This window comes from Eisenbergiella sp. OF01-20 (genome assembly GCF_003478085.1).
Taxonomy (GTDB): Bacteria; Bacillota; Clostridia; order Lachnospirales; family Lachnospiraceae; genus Eisenbergiella.
In genome coordinates this window covers 99,075-113,596 of the sequence record NZ_QUES01000007.1, presented here as the reverse complement: position 1 = coordinate 113,596, position 14,522 = coordinate 99,075, and the positions used below count along the sequence as shown (strand labels likewise).

Genomic DNA, 14,522 nt, shown 5'->3' with positions numbered 1-14,522 from the left:
AACGGGAGCTGGCAGGTATGAAAAAGATCATGCAAAACCAAAAAGAGATGTGCAGGGCCGCCGCTGTTTTCATCGGTTCGGTCCTCTTGTTCGGCGTGCTTCTGTATCTGTATATCCTTCAGTTTGAGAGCACTCTTCTGGAGGAAAACCAATCGCGCCTTTCCGACGCTTCCGGTCATATAGTGAACTTTATGACCAGCATGGTGGAAGAACAGAAGAAGGAGCTGATCATTATTGCTTCCTCGGTGGGGCTGTTTCCTGACAGGGAGGAACAGACGGCTTATCTGGAGGAAATGGCCCGGGAACTGGATTTTGAGTATATCGGGATTGCGGGGGCAGACGGCCTCCTTTTTACCACGGCTTTCCCGGAGCCTAAGGATATTTCCGGGGAAGTATATTTTCAGGCGGCTATGGATAACCGGATATATATCAGTGACATCACCCGTCAGATTTTTAATGACAGGGCGGTGGGAGGAATTCTGCTGGCCGTTCCTGTGCCGGACGGGTCCGGGCAGGCGCTTGTGGCGATGCTGAGTACAGTGGAGCTGGGAAAGAACCTCCAGGCGGACAGCTTCGGGGGTGAGGGGTATTCCTACATTATTGATAAAGAAGGAGCTTTGGTGCTTCATGCCAAAAGCATGAACTTCAACAATTTCTACCAGTATATGCAGAATGTGGAATTCGACCAGGGTTTTACCCTGGAGGGGCTGCGTGCCGATATCGACAGGCAGACAGAAGGGATGGTTTCCTATTCTGAGCTGGGAGTGGAGAAATACGCCTATTACTGCCCGCTGGGACTGAATAACTGGACGGTGGTCAGTACGGTTCCCCGGGACGTGGTTACGGAACGGACGGCGGTGCTGTCACGGAATATGGTTATCCTTTGTGCAGCGGCTCTTCTTGTGTTTCTCGTCCTTCTTTCTTCTATCTGTATTCTGTATCTGCGTCTGGAAAGCAGACGCAGGGCCAATAAGGCCAAATCCGCTTTCCTTGCCAATATGAGCCATGATATGCGCACCCCCATGAATGCGATTATCGGAATGGCAGGAATTGCGGGGAGCCATGCCGGGGATCCGGCGGCCGTGCAGGATTGCTGCCGTAAGATTATCTCATCGGGCAGACATCTTCTGGGGCTGATCAGTGATGTGCTGGATATGTCTAAAATAGAAAGCGGAAGGCTTACCCTTTCCCGCAGGCCCATGTCGCTGGCGGAAGTGATGGAAAACACCGTCACGCTTGTATATCCCTATATGCAGGAAAAACATCACCGGTTTGCCGTCCGTATCCATAAATTGGATCATGAATATTTTCTGGGTGACAGTCTCCGGTTAAGCCAGATCTTTGTCAATATCCTGACCAATGGGGCAAAATTCACACCGGAGGGCGGAGAGATCACGGCGGAGGCGGAGGAACTGCCGCCGCAGAAAGAAGGGACCGCCAGGCTGTCCTTCACTTTTTCCGATAACGGAATCGGTATGAAGCCTGAGTTCCTGAAGCATATTTTTGATGCGTTTTCCCGGGAACAGGACAGTAAAGTGGATACGATCGAAGGAAGCGGCCTGGGGATGGCAATCACCAAACGGATTGTGGATGAAATGGGAGGAGAAATCCATGTGGACAGCCAGGAAGGAAAAGGGACTGTTTTTACCGTGACCCTTTCCCTGGAACCGGATCCGGAAGCCCCGGAGAAGCCGGTTCTGCCCGGATGGCGTGTGTTGGTCGTGGATGGGGATGAAAAGCAGGGAAGGGAACTTGTGCGGATGCTGGGGGAAATGGGAGCGGCTGCCGATCTGGCTGACGGAGGTCCCGGAGCCGCTGCGCTGTTGGAACAGGCCGGTGCAGCGGGGGAAGGCTATCAGGCGGTGCTGCTGGATCAGGGTGTGTATGAGGCCGGAGAGACAGCAGCCATCGCCGGGGCGGGCGGAAAACCTCTCATCCTGTATGCGTATGGGTGGGAGGATATCCGTTCCCTGGCGGAGGCCGCCGGAGTCAGGGGCTTTCTGCAGAAGCCCGTGTTTTCCGCCGCGCTTGCCTCCTGTCTGCTGGGGCTTGCCGGCAGTGAAACGCAGGAAGGGGACCGTATGCAGGAAGGAGACGGCGTACGCCGGGATGATTTTGCGGGTAAGACTATCCTGGTGGTGGAGGACAACGAAATTAATCGGGAAATCGCCCAGCTGACCCTTGCGGAAACAGGAGCCTGTGTGTGCAGCGCGAGGGACGGACAAGAGGGGGTGGAGCTGTTCGGTTCTTCGCCGGAAGGCCGGTTTGATATGATCCTAATGGATATCCAGATGCCGCATATGGACGGTTATGAGGCCACGCGCCGGATACGGAAAATGAACCGGACGGATTCCCGCTTACCTATTCTGGCTATCAGTGCCAACGCGTTCCCGGAGGACATGGCCGCCGCCGGGAAGGCAGGAATGGACGGCTATCTGACCAAACCAATTGATGTGGAGAACTGGATGAAGGAAATCAGAAAATATCTCGGCCCAAAGCAGCCGCCGGAGGACGGTTACTGTGCGGATATATAGAATCCATCCTTTCCCCGCTCCTTGACTCTGTACAGAGCGCTGTCGGCGCGGCGGAACAGATCATAAAAATGAGTGCCGTCCCCGGGATAACAGGAGAGTCCTATACTGATACATGGATGGCAGATTCCTCCGTCCACGGCAATCGCTTCATGCAGAACCTCCAGTATAGTCTGCGCCTTTTCCTCCAGCAGCTGCGTGTCACCGGAAAAGGGAAGGAAAGCCATAAATTCATCACCGCCCACACGTCCCACGATATCGGTATTTCCGAACAGGCAGCGGAGACGGGCGGCTATGACGCGCAGGATCTCATCACCGTTAAAGTGCCCGTAAGTATCGTTGATGCTTTTAAAATTATCGATATCCATCATAAGAAGGGCGTAATGGTCTTTTTTCATAGAGGCGTGTGACAGGATTGAACGGATGCGTTCCTCGGTAGTTCCCTTATTGAGCAGGCCGGTGGTGCTGTCATGCTGGGACTGCTCCAGGAGACGGATCCGTTCCCTGCGCTGCGTATCAATGTCGGTAATCCGCCCGATGACCGTTATCGGCGTGTCACGGAATTTTTCCGGCAGGCTGAAAGCCGCTGAATACCAGCGGTAGCTGCCGTCAGGCTGGCGGAAACGCATTTCCACAGGCCGGGGCCGTTTCCCTCCCCGGGCTTCTTCCACTGCCTCCCGGAAAGAGGCAAGCTCGTCCGTATGGACGAAACGGAATACCTCATCCAGGGATAGTTCATTAGCCGCTTCAAACTGTTCTCCGAAATTTTCCGAAAACATAACCATCCGGCTGGGAAAATCTATTTCAAATAAATATTCCCCCCATTGTGCGGTAACCATCTGGTATCGGTTTACAATATTCAATCCGCGGCTGTTCTGCCCAAGCTCCCCGTCAATATCCGTTATCTGTATTACGCCGGAGCAAGCCCGCTGGATGCCGTCGGCATCAGGGGCACAGAGACGGGATATGGTTTCCACCCAAAGCAGGCGTCCGTCTCTGCACAGACTGCGGTAGCGCATATGGACTACATCGCTCAGCTTCAGCTGTTCCAGGATATCGTTGCTGACTACTTTACGATCCTCCTCATATATGAGATTAATGTATTTATCATCAAACAGCCGGCTGATATCTTCACGGCTGTAGCCCAGAAGCTCCAGAAATCCCGGGGATATGTAATCGATGGTAAAATCCGGGTCAAAGCGTACACATTTGATTCCCACCGGAAGATGATCCAGGAGTTTTTTATACAAAGCATGTTCTTCGGCCAGGGCCAGTTCTTTCTTTTTCAGCCGGTCGTTATTAACGATTACCACCACAAGGCTTGAGGCACCGTGCCGTCCTCTTACCACGTTGCCGGTGCCCAGAATCCAGATAGGAGAGCCGTCCTTGCGCACGACGCGGAATTCAATGGTTATCGTGTCCCCCTGTCCGAGCTGCCGGCGGATTTCCTCGTTTACATACCGCATGTCATCGGGATGGACAAAACCCAGCGCGTGGTTTTTGAAATTATGCTCCATTTCAGCGGCCGTATAGCCCAGCATTCGGCGGTAGCCTTCATTACAGGTCAGGAAAGTGAATTCGTTGTCCATGCCGACCTGAAAAACCCCGGCATGGGCGTTGTCAACCAGTGCGTCGATACTCAGCGGCTGTGCCGGGCGGAAGGCGGAGTATACCATGCTCTGGGTATATTCGGAAGGAACCTGTCCGTCTGCTTCCGAAGAAGGGGAGGTGCCGTCAAAATATGCCGCGGCAAAGGCATCTGCGGTCAGAGGCCGGTTATAGTAATACCCCTGAAGCAGATCCGGGCCCAGCTGACGGACAACGGATTCCAGTTCCTGGCTCTCGATACCTTCCACACAGACCTTCATACAGATGCTGTGGCACAGATCCACCAGAACGGATATCAGCTTCTGATCAATGACGTCATAAGTGATGCGGTCAAGGAAGGAACGGTCGATTTTAAGCTCATCGGCACTGAGCACCCGGAACACATCCAAAGAGGCATAACCGGTCCCGAAATCATCCAGGGCGATATTGACGCCCTGGCTTCGCAGAAAATCAAAGGTACTTCGCACGAGCTGTGTTTTTTTGATTTTGCCGCTTTCGGTAAGCTCCAGGGTGATATTACAGGGATTAAGCCCATATTTGGCCAGTGTATCTATAACAAAGAATTTAAAGCCCGGTTCTTCAAACTGGACACTTGCCACATTAATATTCATCTGGAAATCAGGCATGAAGGAAATCCAGCGGGCGCATTGCTGCACTGCCTGTTCAAGGACCCAGCGTCCCACCTCGAGTATCAGCCCGCTCTCTTCCAGAACGGGAATAAAACGGCAGGGGCCTTCGCAGGGCGGAAAAGCAGGATCGTCCCAGCGCAGCAGGGCCTCCGCACCGCTGATCCGGCCGCAGTCCGCGTGGACAATAGGCTGGTAGTGCAGGGAGAAACCCCGGAAGCCTGTGATGACGGACTGGCGCAGATTAGTCCGCAAAAGCATACGGGCATGATCCTCATCCACCAGTTTCCCCGTATAACGGGCAAGCTGATCCTTTCCGTTCTGTTTGGCGGCGTAAAGGGCCACACGGGAGTTGCGGTACAGGATTTCATGCTCCCGCCCATCCTCCGGATAGAGGCAGAGACCTGCGGAAATCGAGATGGAAACGCGGATTTCATCGATTTGGACAGGACGCCTTATCCGGTGCTGCAGCCGGCTGAACCAGTCCTGTACGCTCTCCGGCTCCATACCTGAAAAAAGAATTCCGAAGCCGTCTCCGTCCAGACGGAACATCATGGCACAGCGGGGCAGGCTGGATAAAATAAAGTCCGCATAATACGCCAGAACCTTATCGCCGAAGGAATAGGAGTAAAAATCATTGATGTTCTTGAATTCGTCAATCCCTATCATGAGAACAGCGCACGGCTCGTTTTTCCCGGCTATATCTTTGAGGGCGCTGCGGAAATCATTGTTGCCGGGCAGACCCGTTACCGGATCGGTGGTTTCATTCCTTTTCAGAAAGCTGATAAGGCCGGAAATAAGTCTGGCAGGCTTCCTTTCCGGATCCGTGTCCGCCCAGGCTTCGAACCGGCACAGGAAATAGACACCCGAATTTTCCCTGAAACGGTAATCCCCGCTTATCCGATCCTGTTTTCCGGCGGCAAGCTCCAGATACTTAGAGGAAAAAGCGGCATAGTCCCCGGTGTGAAGGAGTCTGGCCCACAGATCCTCCATCACAAAGGTTTCACCGGGCAGACCGAAATGTTCCATGCCGTTGCGGGAAAAGCGGTATTGGCCGGCAGCGGTATCGCAGAGAAACACATAACTGTTGCTGTTTTGTTCCAGCGCGTGGAAAACATGGGACTGTAGGTGCTTTAACTCTAGTGCCATAACGACATTCCTCCTATAAGTATCAATCATCCGTCTGATTCGGAAAACATAGACAGCCAAAAGATCCGAATATACTGAATATCGGCATTAACTATGGTTTGCATAAGCCAAATCAGGCATTTTTTCAGGATAGATGCGTTGCGGCAGGAGGCTATGCTGCGGGATCGGAGAGAACAGCGTGTAATGCAGCGGGTTATTCTTCCCCCATTTGCGTCCGGTACATCCGTGCATATCTTCCGTCTAATGCCATCAGCTCCTCATGGGTTCCCCGTTCGGCGATCCGCCCATCCTCCATCAACAGGATCAGATCCGAGTCCCTGATTGTGGAAAGCCGGTGGGCGATGATGAAGGAGGTCCGGCCTTCCGTGATGGTGAGCATGGCCTTGCGTATCCGCTGTTCCGTTACAGTATCCACAGAACTGGTGGCTTCATCCAGAATCAGGATGGGGGCATCCTGGAGAACCGCCCTGGCGATTGTCAGAAGCTGCCTTTCCCCCTGGCTCAGGCCGGAACCGCCCTGGGTGAGCAGCGTATCATAGCCCTGGGGAAGCCTGCGGATAAAGGAATCCGCGCCTGCCATTTCAGCGGCGGCCCGTATGCTCTTAAGCGGTACCTCTTGTTTCCCATAGCTTATATTGTCCCGTACACTCATGCAGAACAACGCCGTATCCTGGAGAACCACGCCGAAGGTTTCCCGAAGATCCTGCAGCCTGTAGCTGCGCAGATCCTGCCCGTCCAGCAGGATACTGCCCGAATTTATATCATAAAAACGGGTCAGAAGGTTGATTAATGTGGTTTTCCCGGCGCCTGTGGAGCCTGCCACTGCCACCCGGGTGCCGGCAGGCACATGGAAGCTCACATCCTTTAAAACAGGATCCTGCGGACGATAGCCAAAGGTTACATGGGAAAATTCCACTTCACCCCGGGGATGGGAGAGGGGGAGAGGCTCCTCTTTATCGGCAGGCTCCGGCTCCTCTTCCAGGATTTCAAAAATACGTTCCGCACCGGCTACAGCGGTCTGGAAGTTATTATAGATATTGGCAATATCCACAAAGGGTCTGGAAAACTGCCTGGAATACAGCAGAAAACTGGAGATAAGCCCGACGCTTATCCGACCGGTTGCCGCCAGGATACCGCTGATCACAGCGATAATAACAAAATTGAGGTTGTTGATCACATTGGTGAGCGGCATGAGAAAACCGGACCAGATCTGCGCTTTTGTGGCTACCTGGCACAGCTTTTCATTGTTTTCCTCAAACTGTCTTATCATTTCCGGCTCCCGTCCGAAGGCCTTTATCATATTCAGACCGGAAATGCTTTCCTCCACCTGGCCGTTAAGCCGTCCCAACAGCTGCTGCTGGGAGGCGAACAGCTTTCTGGTGTGTTTTGTGATGGTACGTGTCAGCAGAAAGATCAGCCATACGGATAAAAAGGCGAGGCAGGTCAGGCCGGGGCTTAAATAAACCATGATACACAGCACACCCAGAATGGTGAACGCATAAGTCATGAGCTGTGTCAGGGAGTCGGAAATGGTGGTGCTGATATTATCCACGTCGTTGGTGAGGCGGCTCATTAATTCCCCGTGCTGCCGGCTGTCAAAAAAGGCCAGGGGCAGCGCTTTCATTTTATCAAACAGCGTGCTGCGGATATGCAGGATGATACGCTGCCCGATGGATGCCATGAAAAACTGCTGCAGAAACCGCACCAGCCAGTCCGTGAGATATAAGGCGGCCAGAAACAGAAGAAGCTGCACAGCCGGATTGCCGGTATCGATGGCAGTAACGGTATTGCCTATTAACAGCGGGGACAGGATGGCGGAGGCGCTGGCTGCGGCAGACAATAGCAGCAGCCAGGCCAGCCCGCCGCGCTGCCCGCTTGTGAGCTCCCAGAGCCTGCGCAGGGTCCCTTTCATATCCTTTGGCTTTACCACCGGCTTTCCGCGCTGTCCCTTTCCGAAGGCGGAAGGGGGCGGGGTCATATCCTTATTCATGCTGTCCACCTCCTATCTGTGATGCGTATATGGACTGGTAGACCGGACAGTTTTCCAAAAGTTCTTTGTGCGTCCCGAAGCCCATCACCCGTCCGTCTTGCAGGCAGAGAATCCGGTCGGTCCGCATGACGGTGGAAATGCGCTGGCTGATTAAGAGAACCGTCATTTGGGCGCACTGTTCCCGGAGCATTCCCAATACAGCCGCTTCCGTTGTGGCATCCAAAGCGCTGGTACAATCATCCAGAATGAGAATATGGGGATTTTTCAGCAGCGCCCGTGCCAGGGAAAGCCGCTGCTTCTGCCCGCCGGACAGATTCACCCCTCCCTGCCCCAGGAAGGTTTCATAGCCGTCCGGGAAACTTTGGATAAAAGTATCCGCACAGGCGGTTCCGGCGGCCTGGCGCAGCTCTTCCTGTGTGGCATCCGCCTTTCCCCAACGCAGATTCTCCGCGATGGTACCGGAAAACAGCAGCGCCTTCTGGGGAACAACGGCAATCCCGGCCCGGAGCATTTCCGGATCCAGCCGGGTTACATCGATCCCGTCTACCAAAAGTATACCTTCCGTTACATCATAAAAGCGGGGCACCAGATTTACCAGGGTGGATTTCCCGGAACCTGTAGGCCCTATTATGCCAATGGTTTCTCCCGGCTCTGCCGTAAATGTCACATGCTCCAGTGCAGGTTCCGGAGTTCCGGCGTAAGAAAAGGAGACGTCCCGGAAGGAAACCGAACCGTTGCCGGGAAGCGCTATGGGATCCGCCGCCTTTTTCTGGGCAGGCTCCTCCTTCAGGATTTCTTCCACACGCCCTGCGGAAGCCACGGCCCTTACCGCGGTATTGAGTATGTTGGAAACCATACCCAGCGAAAAAAGAACCTGGGTCATATAGTTTACCGATGCCATCAGACGGCCGATCTGCCCGCTGTCCTGATGGCCGGAGAGCCACAGGAGCACGACGATTCCGGCATTGACGGTGAGATTGATCAGCGGGGAAAAGACAGCAGAAACCCGCATGGCACAGATGCCGGCCCCGGCAAATTCCTCCGCCGCAGCCCGGAATTTCTCCCCTTCCTGCTCCTGGGCACAGAAAGCCTTTACTACCCGGATGGAGGAAAGGAATTCCCGGCTCACCTCATTCAGGCGGTCCAGCTTCTGCTGCAGCCTTCCGAACCGGGGATAACCCAGCGCCATGTTTGCCGTTATGAGAAGAAAGGATAGGAACAAAATAAAAATCATCATGGGGATCTGCTTTGGTGTCTGCAGGATGATTAGAAGGATTGCTCCCAGACAGGTAACAGGCGCTTTCATCATGATACGCATGCTGCCGTTGATAAAATTCTGAATCTGGGTTACATCATTGGTGATCCGTGTGATAAGGGAAGAGGGCTGCAGCCGGTCTATGTTTTCAAAGGAAAGCGTCTGCACCTTCCGGTAAATATCGCCGCGCATTTCCCGGCTGATTTGCTGGGAGGTACGGCTTGCGTAAATATTACGCATTACGGCTCCCAGCGCCCCCAGCGCTGCAATTCCCAACATGACGGCGCCGTACATCAGTATTTTGCCGACGTCCCGGCCCTTTACCCCATTGTCCACAATGTAGGACATGAAGGTGGGCTGCATCAGGTCAGCCAGCGTTTCCAGACTCAAAAAGAACAGCGCTGTGGCAAACATGCCGATGTGGCGCCGGATGTAAGAGAGGATGAATTTCATAAGAATGCCTTTCTGATGCCGCATCCTTGCTTTGGGATTACGCATCTTTACTATATTCTATTAAAATACCATTGGTTTCAGATGTCAAGAAGGGGGAATTTTGAACGGAATTTTACCTGACGTGCAGATATCCTATTACGAGTCGGAAAAAGAATAGATTTGTAAAAATGCCTGTGTTAGATTATACTTGGATCAGTACAGATTAGGATCGGAATTCAAACTGAAGTTGAGGTTGAAAGAATGGCGGATAAGAGATACGACAGTTGGAGTATTGATAGAATAGAAGAAGAGATACGGAAGGTGCGTTTAATCGATCTGGTACAGGAAAGAGAACTGTGCTTTACGCTGTCGGAAAAAGCCAAGCTGAAAAATGATCACTACGCGCTGGCTTTTTCCTATACCTACTTAAGCGATTGCTTCCTTGCTGAAAGAGAAAACAGCAGATGTATACCTTATCTGAACCTGGCAAAAGAATTGAGCGAAGCGGGGCATTATGAGGAGCTGCTGACCAGGATTTATAACTTTTACGGGATGTTTTGCAATGCGATCTCCGATGAAGTGAATGCCCTTGACTACTTTCTGAAGTCTCTCGATATCTCCGAAAAACAGCAGGAGCCTGTCCAAATGGCAAGCGCCTACAACAACATTGCCACCTGCTTTGATATAAAACATAATTACAAAGAAGCGGTTTCCTATTATAAAAAGAGCTGTGAAATCCTGTCCGATACCGATCCCAAAATGAAATACTCCAAAGCGGTTTCCTTAACAAATTTATGCCGCTGTGCGTATAAATTACAGCAATCTGAAGAAATTGGGAATATTCTGACTCATTTTCAGGTGATATGTCATGAGGATGGCGATGAAAAACATATATTGAAAATTCTGCATCTTTATTGTACGGCGATGAAGCAGCACCTGTCGAAAGAGTATGCCGCTTTTTATCAGACGTTGGAACAGATGCTTGCATTACAGAAGATGGTTCAAAATAAACTGCTGGTTCATCAGATTTTCACGACGATATGCGAGATGCTGCTTGCCATCCGGGATCAGGCGTATTCCTATCAGGTATTGCAGCTGCTGTCGGATATAAATCAGAAAAATGAAATCAAAACCAGGAAAGAGCTGCAGAAGCTGATCGTGGGATATTGTGAAGCCTTTGAAACCAGGGACCGGCAGCTGGAAGCCCTGCAGGAATATTACAGGATCATGACGGCCATTGAAGATATGGAACAGGAACATTACAGCGCCGGACTGCTGGCCAAGCTGGAGCTTCATAACGCAGCGGAACAGCAGGGAGATCTGAAAAAAGAAAATGAGCATTTGGAGCAGCTGATGAATACGGATGATCTCTGCGGAATTATGAACCGCCGCAGCCTGAACAGTGCCATTGCAGATAATAGGCGGAAACCGGCTGAAAATGTGGGTGTTGCCATGCTGGATATCGACTATTTTAAAGAATATAACGATACCTACGGCCATCAGAAAGGGGATATGGCTCTTATGGCGATCGGTAAGATACTCCATACGGTTTCCTCTGAGAAGATACGTGTCTATCGGTATGGCGGTGATGAATTTACTATCCTCTTCCTCGATCAGAACGAAGAAAGAATCAGGGAAGTCCTGGAACGGATTGAAAGGGAAATACAGGAACTGGAAATTCCGCATACCGGTTCCAAAACAAGCGGCAAACTGTCTGTTTCCTATGGGTACGCTTATACGGAGAAAGCGGAAAGAAATATGGAACAGCTTTTGAACGAGGCAGATTCCTGCCTGTATGAGGTGAAAAAGAAACGGGGCCACTGAAGGATATTTCCTGTTTTATGCATAGAGACAGGTTATGTCTCATTCGGTAAACAGCAGATTTGCCCGCTTTATGTCCTGTATTTTTGGCTGATATAAGGGTATGCTCTGACAGAAAGGAGGAGTAAGAGATGGATCAGCAGAAAGTTGGATGCTTCTTAAAGAAGCTTCGCAAGGAAAAGAATATCACGCAGGAGCAGCTTGCCGAACGAATGGGCGTTTCAAGAAGGACGGTCTCCAGGTGGGAAACCGGCAGTAATATGCCAGATTTGGATATTCTCATTGAACTGTCTGATTACTATGATGTAGAACTCAGAGACTTGTTGGACGGAGAAAGGAAAAGCGGTCAAATGAATAAAGAATTAAAAGAAACAGTACTTAAAGTTGCGGACTATAGTAAGGAAGAAAAGAAAAAAATCACAAGGAGAATACATTGGCTTTTTATCACCGGCTGTATATCGTTTGTAATTTATTTCATTATGTTATTTGCTGAAAAAGAAGAGCCTACGGCTTTATTTGATTTTTTGCATGGGATGTCACTTGGAATATCTTTTGGAGTGATCCTCGTTGGTGTTATTATGACCAGCAGGTATGCGGAGAATATCCATGCATTTAAAATGAAATTGCTCGGAAGAGGAGTGGACAGAAGCTGATGTTCAGCCCTTCTAACCCTTCTTTTTACACCTTATCTTCACAGGCGTACACGGTTTCCATGAATTCCTTACCTGGATATTCTGTGCCAAACCCGGAACGGTGCGCCGCGAAAGATTTTAAAACGGTTCTTCTATGCTGTAGATATCAGCAAAGGAAATCCGGGTCTGGACGATGGACAACGTGCGGCCGGAAAGGCTGATCCTGGAAAGCATTCCGGTCAGCTGCACATATTCTTCGTTATGAAAATAGACGACGGTAATGATATCCCCCGGTTTTATCTGATGCAGGAGGCGATCCAGCTCCTCTTTCCTGTCCTCGGATAATTCGGTTTTCGGTACCACGATCCGTTCTTTTTCTGCGAGGGCTTCCCGGAACCCTTTTAAGGCGTCAAAGGGAAGAAAGAGCTTCGCGCGGTCAGCTTTCTGTTGATTCGCCACTTTTATGTCCTCCTATCTGCTGGTTGCGCTCCAGGGTGGTAGCGCCTTTTTCCAGATTCATTCCTTTAAATACGGCATTATTGCCGAACTTTTTCTTGATATCCAATACTGCCAGCTGGATTTTTCGGTCGCGCTCCAGCTCTGCCGGTTCCGTAAACAGGTCGTATTGTTCATAGGCCTCGTCAAGCACATTGTTAAAGGTGATATTTATTCTGTGCACCAGGGCCTCTTTATGAACAATCCGCTCATAAAGCTGTGTAAAATATCCGGTTATGATGCGGACGGAATTGGTGGTGACCGACATTCGGCTGGTGCCGTTAGAGGATTTGGCGGTATTTTTATAATAACCGATATACAGGGAGATAGAGTCGGTAACCAGTCCTTTGTCCACCAGATCAAGGCATAATAAGTCTGCCATTTCTTTTACGATGAGCAGCCCTTCTTCATAGCTGTAGCCCCGAAAGAGCACCTGGCCGGTGGAAAGGGAGTTGGTTTTGGACTTATAGGCTTTGATTTCTGCAATAGTGGTGGGTTCCCGTCCCCAGGCATGGTCGATCAGATATTCGGCATCCACCCCGAAGGCCTTATAAAGGAGATCCTCCCTCATATGGGCGATTTCCCCCATAGAGGTGATCCCCATGGAAGAAAGCCGGCTGGAAAGCCCGGGGCCGATACGCCAGAAGTCCGTAATTGGCCGGTGGTTCCACAAAGTACTGCGATACAGTGCTTCATCCAGATAACCGATGAAATCCGGGCTGTGTTTTGCCGTAATATCCAGCGCTATCTTAGCCAGATACAGATTTGTACCGATGCCGCAGGCCGCAGGAATGCCGATAGCGTTCCGGATATCATCCATTATACGCTGGCCCAGCTGTTTGGCTGTCATATGGTACAGAGGCAGATAGTCTGTCACATCCAGAAATGCTTCATCAATGGAATAGACATGAATATCCTCTTTGGAAATATATTTCAGATAGATGGCATAAATATCCGCCGAGCATTCGATGTATTTTTTCATCCTGGGCGGTGCCATAATATATGTTATTCCTGCCGGTATTTGAAACACCCGGCACCGGTTCCTGACGCCGAGGCTTTTCATGGACGGGGAGACCGCAAGGCAGATCGTCCCGCTTTCCCGTTCCGGGTCCGCCACGACGAGATTGGTGGTAAGGGGATCCAGTCCCCGGGCCACACATTCCACAGACGCATAAAAGGACTTTAAATCAATACATAAATATATTTTTTCCGGCATCCGGCACCTCCTGATCCGCATTCTGTTCTTCTTATTATAACAGAACAAGTGTTCTGGGTAAATAAAAGAAAAAGAAAGAACCATCTGTCATGGCATCCCTTTTTTGCCATTGTCCTGCTTTTATCAAGGTTTCCTGTTATCTGCTATTTATGCATGGAAATATGAAAATCAGGAAAGGATGAATGATATAAAGATCAGGAAAGGATTATACAATTGTGAGAAAAGTGATTTTGTATATAGCAATAAGCCTGGATGGTTATATAGCCAAAAAAGACGGCAGTGTTGACTGGCTGACAGAAGTAAACCCGGACATCAGTGAGGACGACGGTTATTTGGCATTTCTGGAATCAGTGGATACCATTCTCATGGGGCATCGGACCTACCGTCAGATAGTTACGGAACTGTCCCCCGGGAAATGGCCTTATGAAGGGAAGGAAGTCTGTGTCCTGACGCACAGCCCGGAGCCTGGGCGGAAAGGCATCCGGTTTGTGAATGAGAAGATAGATTCGCTGCTCGGTGAACTGACCGCCGCAGACGGGAAGGATATCTGGATCTGCGGGGGCGCGGATGTAGTGAAGCAGTGTATGGAACACCAGTGCATCGATATCTACCATATCACGGTGATTCCCCGCCTCCTGGGAAAAGGGATTCCGCTGTTTGACGGTAGCGGAAGAGAAGAAAAACTGGAACTGGTTTCGTCCAAAAGCTATAACGGCATGGTGGAAATAATTTACAGCCGTTAAACGAATGTAACGGAAAAGTGAAGT

Annotated in this window: 9 protein-coding genes; 4 read left to right on the top strand and 5 right to left on the bottom strand. The window is 50.9% G+C overall.

Features of this window, described 5'->3' with window-relative positions:
- Positions 1-17 precede the first annotated feature (17 nt).
- A complete protein-coding gene (locus DXA36_RS11255) occupies positions 18-2,534 on the top strand; it encodes a hybrid sensor histidine kinase/response regulator (protein WP_147366577.1) in 2,517 nt (838 codons plus the stop codon).
- Here DXA36_RS11255 and DXA36_RS11250 read toward each other — a convergent pair.
- From DXA36_RS11250 to DXA36_RS11240, 3 genes are all read right to left on the bottom strand, one after another.
- Entirely contained in the window at positions 2,516-5,914 is a 3,399-nt protein-coding gene (locus DXA36_RS11250) for a diguanylate cyclase domain-containing protein (RefSeq protein ID WP_182479016.1), read from the bottom strand. The genes DXA36_RS11255 and DXA36_RS11250 overlap by 19 nt on opposite strands.
- 193 nt (positions 5,915-6,107) lie before the next feature.
- Positions 6,108-7,904: an ABC transporter ATP-binding protein gene (locus tag DXA36_RS11245; RefSeq protein WP_118679161.1), complete on the bottom strand. Its 1,797-nt coding sequence runs from the start codon at positions 7,902-7,904 to the stop codon at positions 6,108-6,110.
- Positions 7,897-9,612: an ABC transporter ATP-binding protein gene (locus tag DXA36_RS11240; protein ID WP_182479015.1), complete on the bottom strand. Its 1,716-nt coding sequence runs from the start codon at positions 9,610-9,612 to the stop codon at positions 7,897-7,899. The genes DXA36_RS11245 and DXA36_RS11240 overlap by 8 nt, the downstream gene beginning before the upstream one ends.
- Positions 9,613-9,852: 240 nt before the next feature.
- Here DXA36_RS11240 and DXA36_RS11235 point away from each other — a divergent pair, with 240 nt between their 5' ends.
- A complete protein-coding gene (locus DXA36_RS11235) occupies positions 9,853-11,415 on the top strand; it encodes a tetratricopeptide repeat-containing diguanylate cyclase (protein WP_118679159.1) in 1,563 nt (520 codons plus the stop codon).
- A 128-nt stretch (positions 11,416-11,543) separates the two neighbouring features.
- Positions 11,544-12,065, top strand: coding sequence for a helix-turn-helix domain-containing protein (locus DXA36_RS11230; protein WP_118679157.1), 522 nt, complete (start codon positions 11,544-11,546; stop codon positions 12,063-12,065).
- A 117-nt stretch (positions 12,066-12,182) separates the two neighbouring features.
- Here the strand turns inward: DXA36_RS11230 and DXA36_RS11225 are convergent, their stop codons facing one another.
- Positions 12,183-12,503: a YolD-like family protein gene (locus DXA36_RS11225; protein ID WP_243114623.1), complete on the bottom strand. Its 321-nt coding sequence runs from the start codon at positions 12,501-12,503 to the stop codon at positions 12,183-12,185.
- Positions 12,481-13,755, bottom strand: a complete 1,275-nt coding sequence (locus tag DXA36_RS11220; RefSeq protein WP_118679316.1) for a Y-family DNA polymerase — start codon at positions 13,753-13,755, stop codon at positions 12,481-12,483. Before DXA36_RS11220 ends, DXA36_RS11225 begins: the two co-directional genes overlap by 23 nt.
- A 215-nt stretch (positions 13,756-13,970) precedes the next feature.
- Here DXA36_RS11220 and DXA36_RS11215 point away from each other — a divergent pair, with 215 nt between their 5' ends.
- Positions 13,971-14,498, top strand: coding sequence for a dihydrofolate reductase family protein (locus DXA36_RS11215; RefSeq protein WP_118679153.1), 528 nt, complete (start codon positions 13,971-13,973; stop codon positions 14,496-14,498).
- The last annotated feature ends 24 nt before the right edge of the window (positions 14,499-14,522 follow it).

Excerpts from the sequence above, each read along its gene's own strand:
- DXA36_RS11250 (WP_182479016.1), bottom strand. The coding sequence starts at position 5,914 with ATGGCACTAGAGTTAAAGCACCTACAGTCCCATGTTTTCCACGCGCTG.
- DXA36_RS11220 (WP_118679316.1), bottom strand. The coding sequence starts at position 13,755 with ATGCCGGAAAAAATATATTTATGTATTGATTTAAAGTCCTTTTATGCG.
- DXA36_RS11245 (WP_118679161.1), bottom strand. The coding sequence starts at position 7,904 with ATGAATAAGGATATGACCCCGCCCCCTTCCGCCTTCGGAAAGGGACAG.
- DXA36_RS11230 (WP_118679157.1), top strand. The coding sequence starts at position 11,544 with ATGGATCAGCAGAAAGTTGGATGCTTCTTAAAGAAGCTTCGCAAGGAA.
- DXA36_RS11235 (WP_118679159.1), top strand. The coding sequence starts at position 9,853 with ATGGCGGATAAGAGATACGACAGTTGGAGTATTGATAGAATAGAAGAA.
- DXA36_RS11240 (WP_182479015.1), bottom strand. The coding sequence starts at position 9,612 with ATGAAATTCATCCTCTCTTACATCCGGCGCCACATCGGCATGTTTGCC.
- DXA36_RS11255 (WP_147366577.1), top strand. The coding sequence starts at position 18 with ATGAAAAAGATCATGCAAAACCAAAAAGAGATGTGCAGGGCCGCCGCT.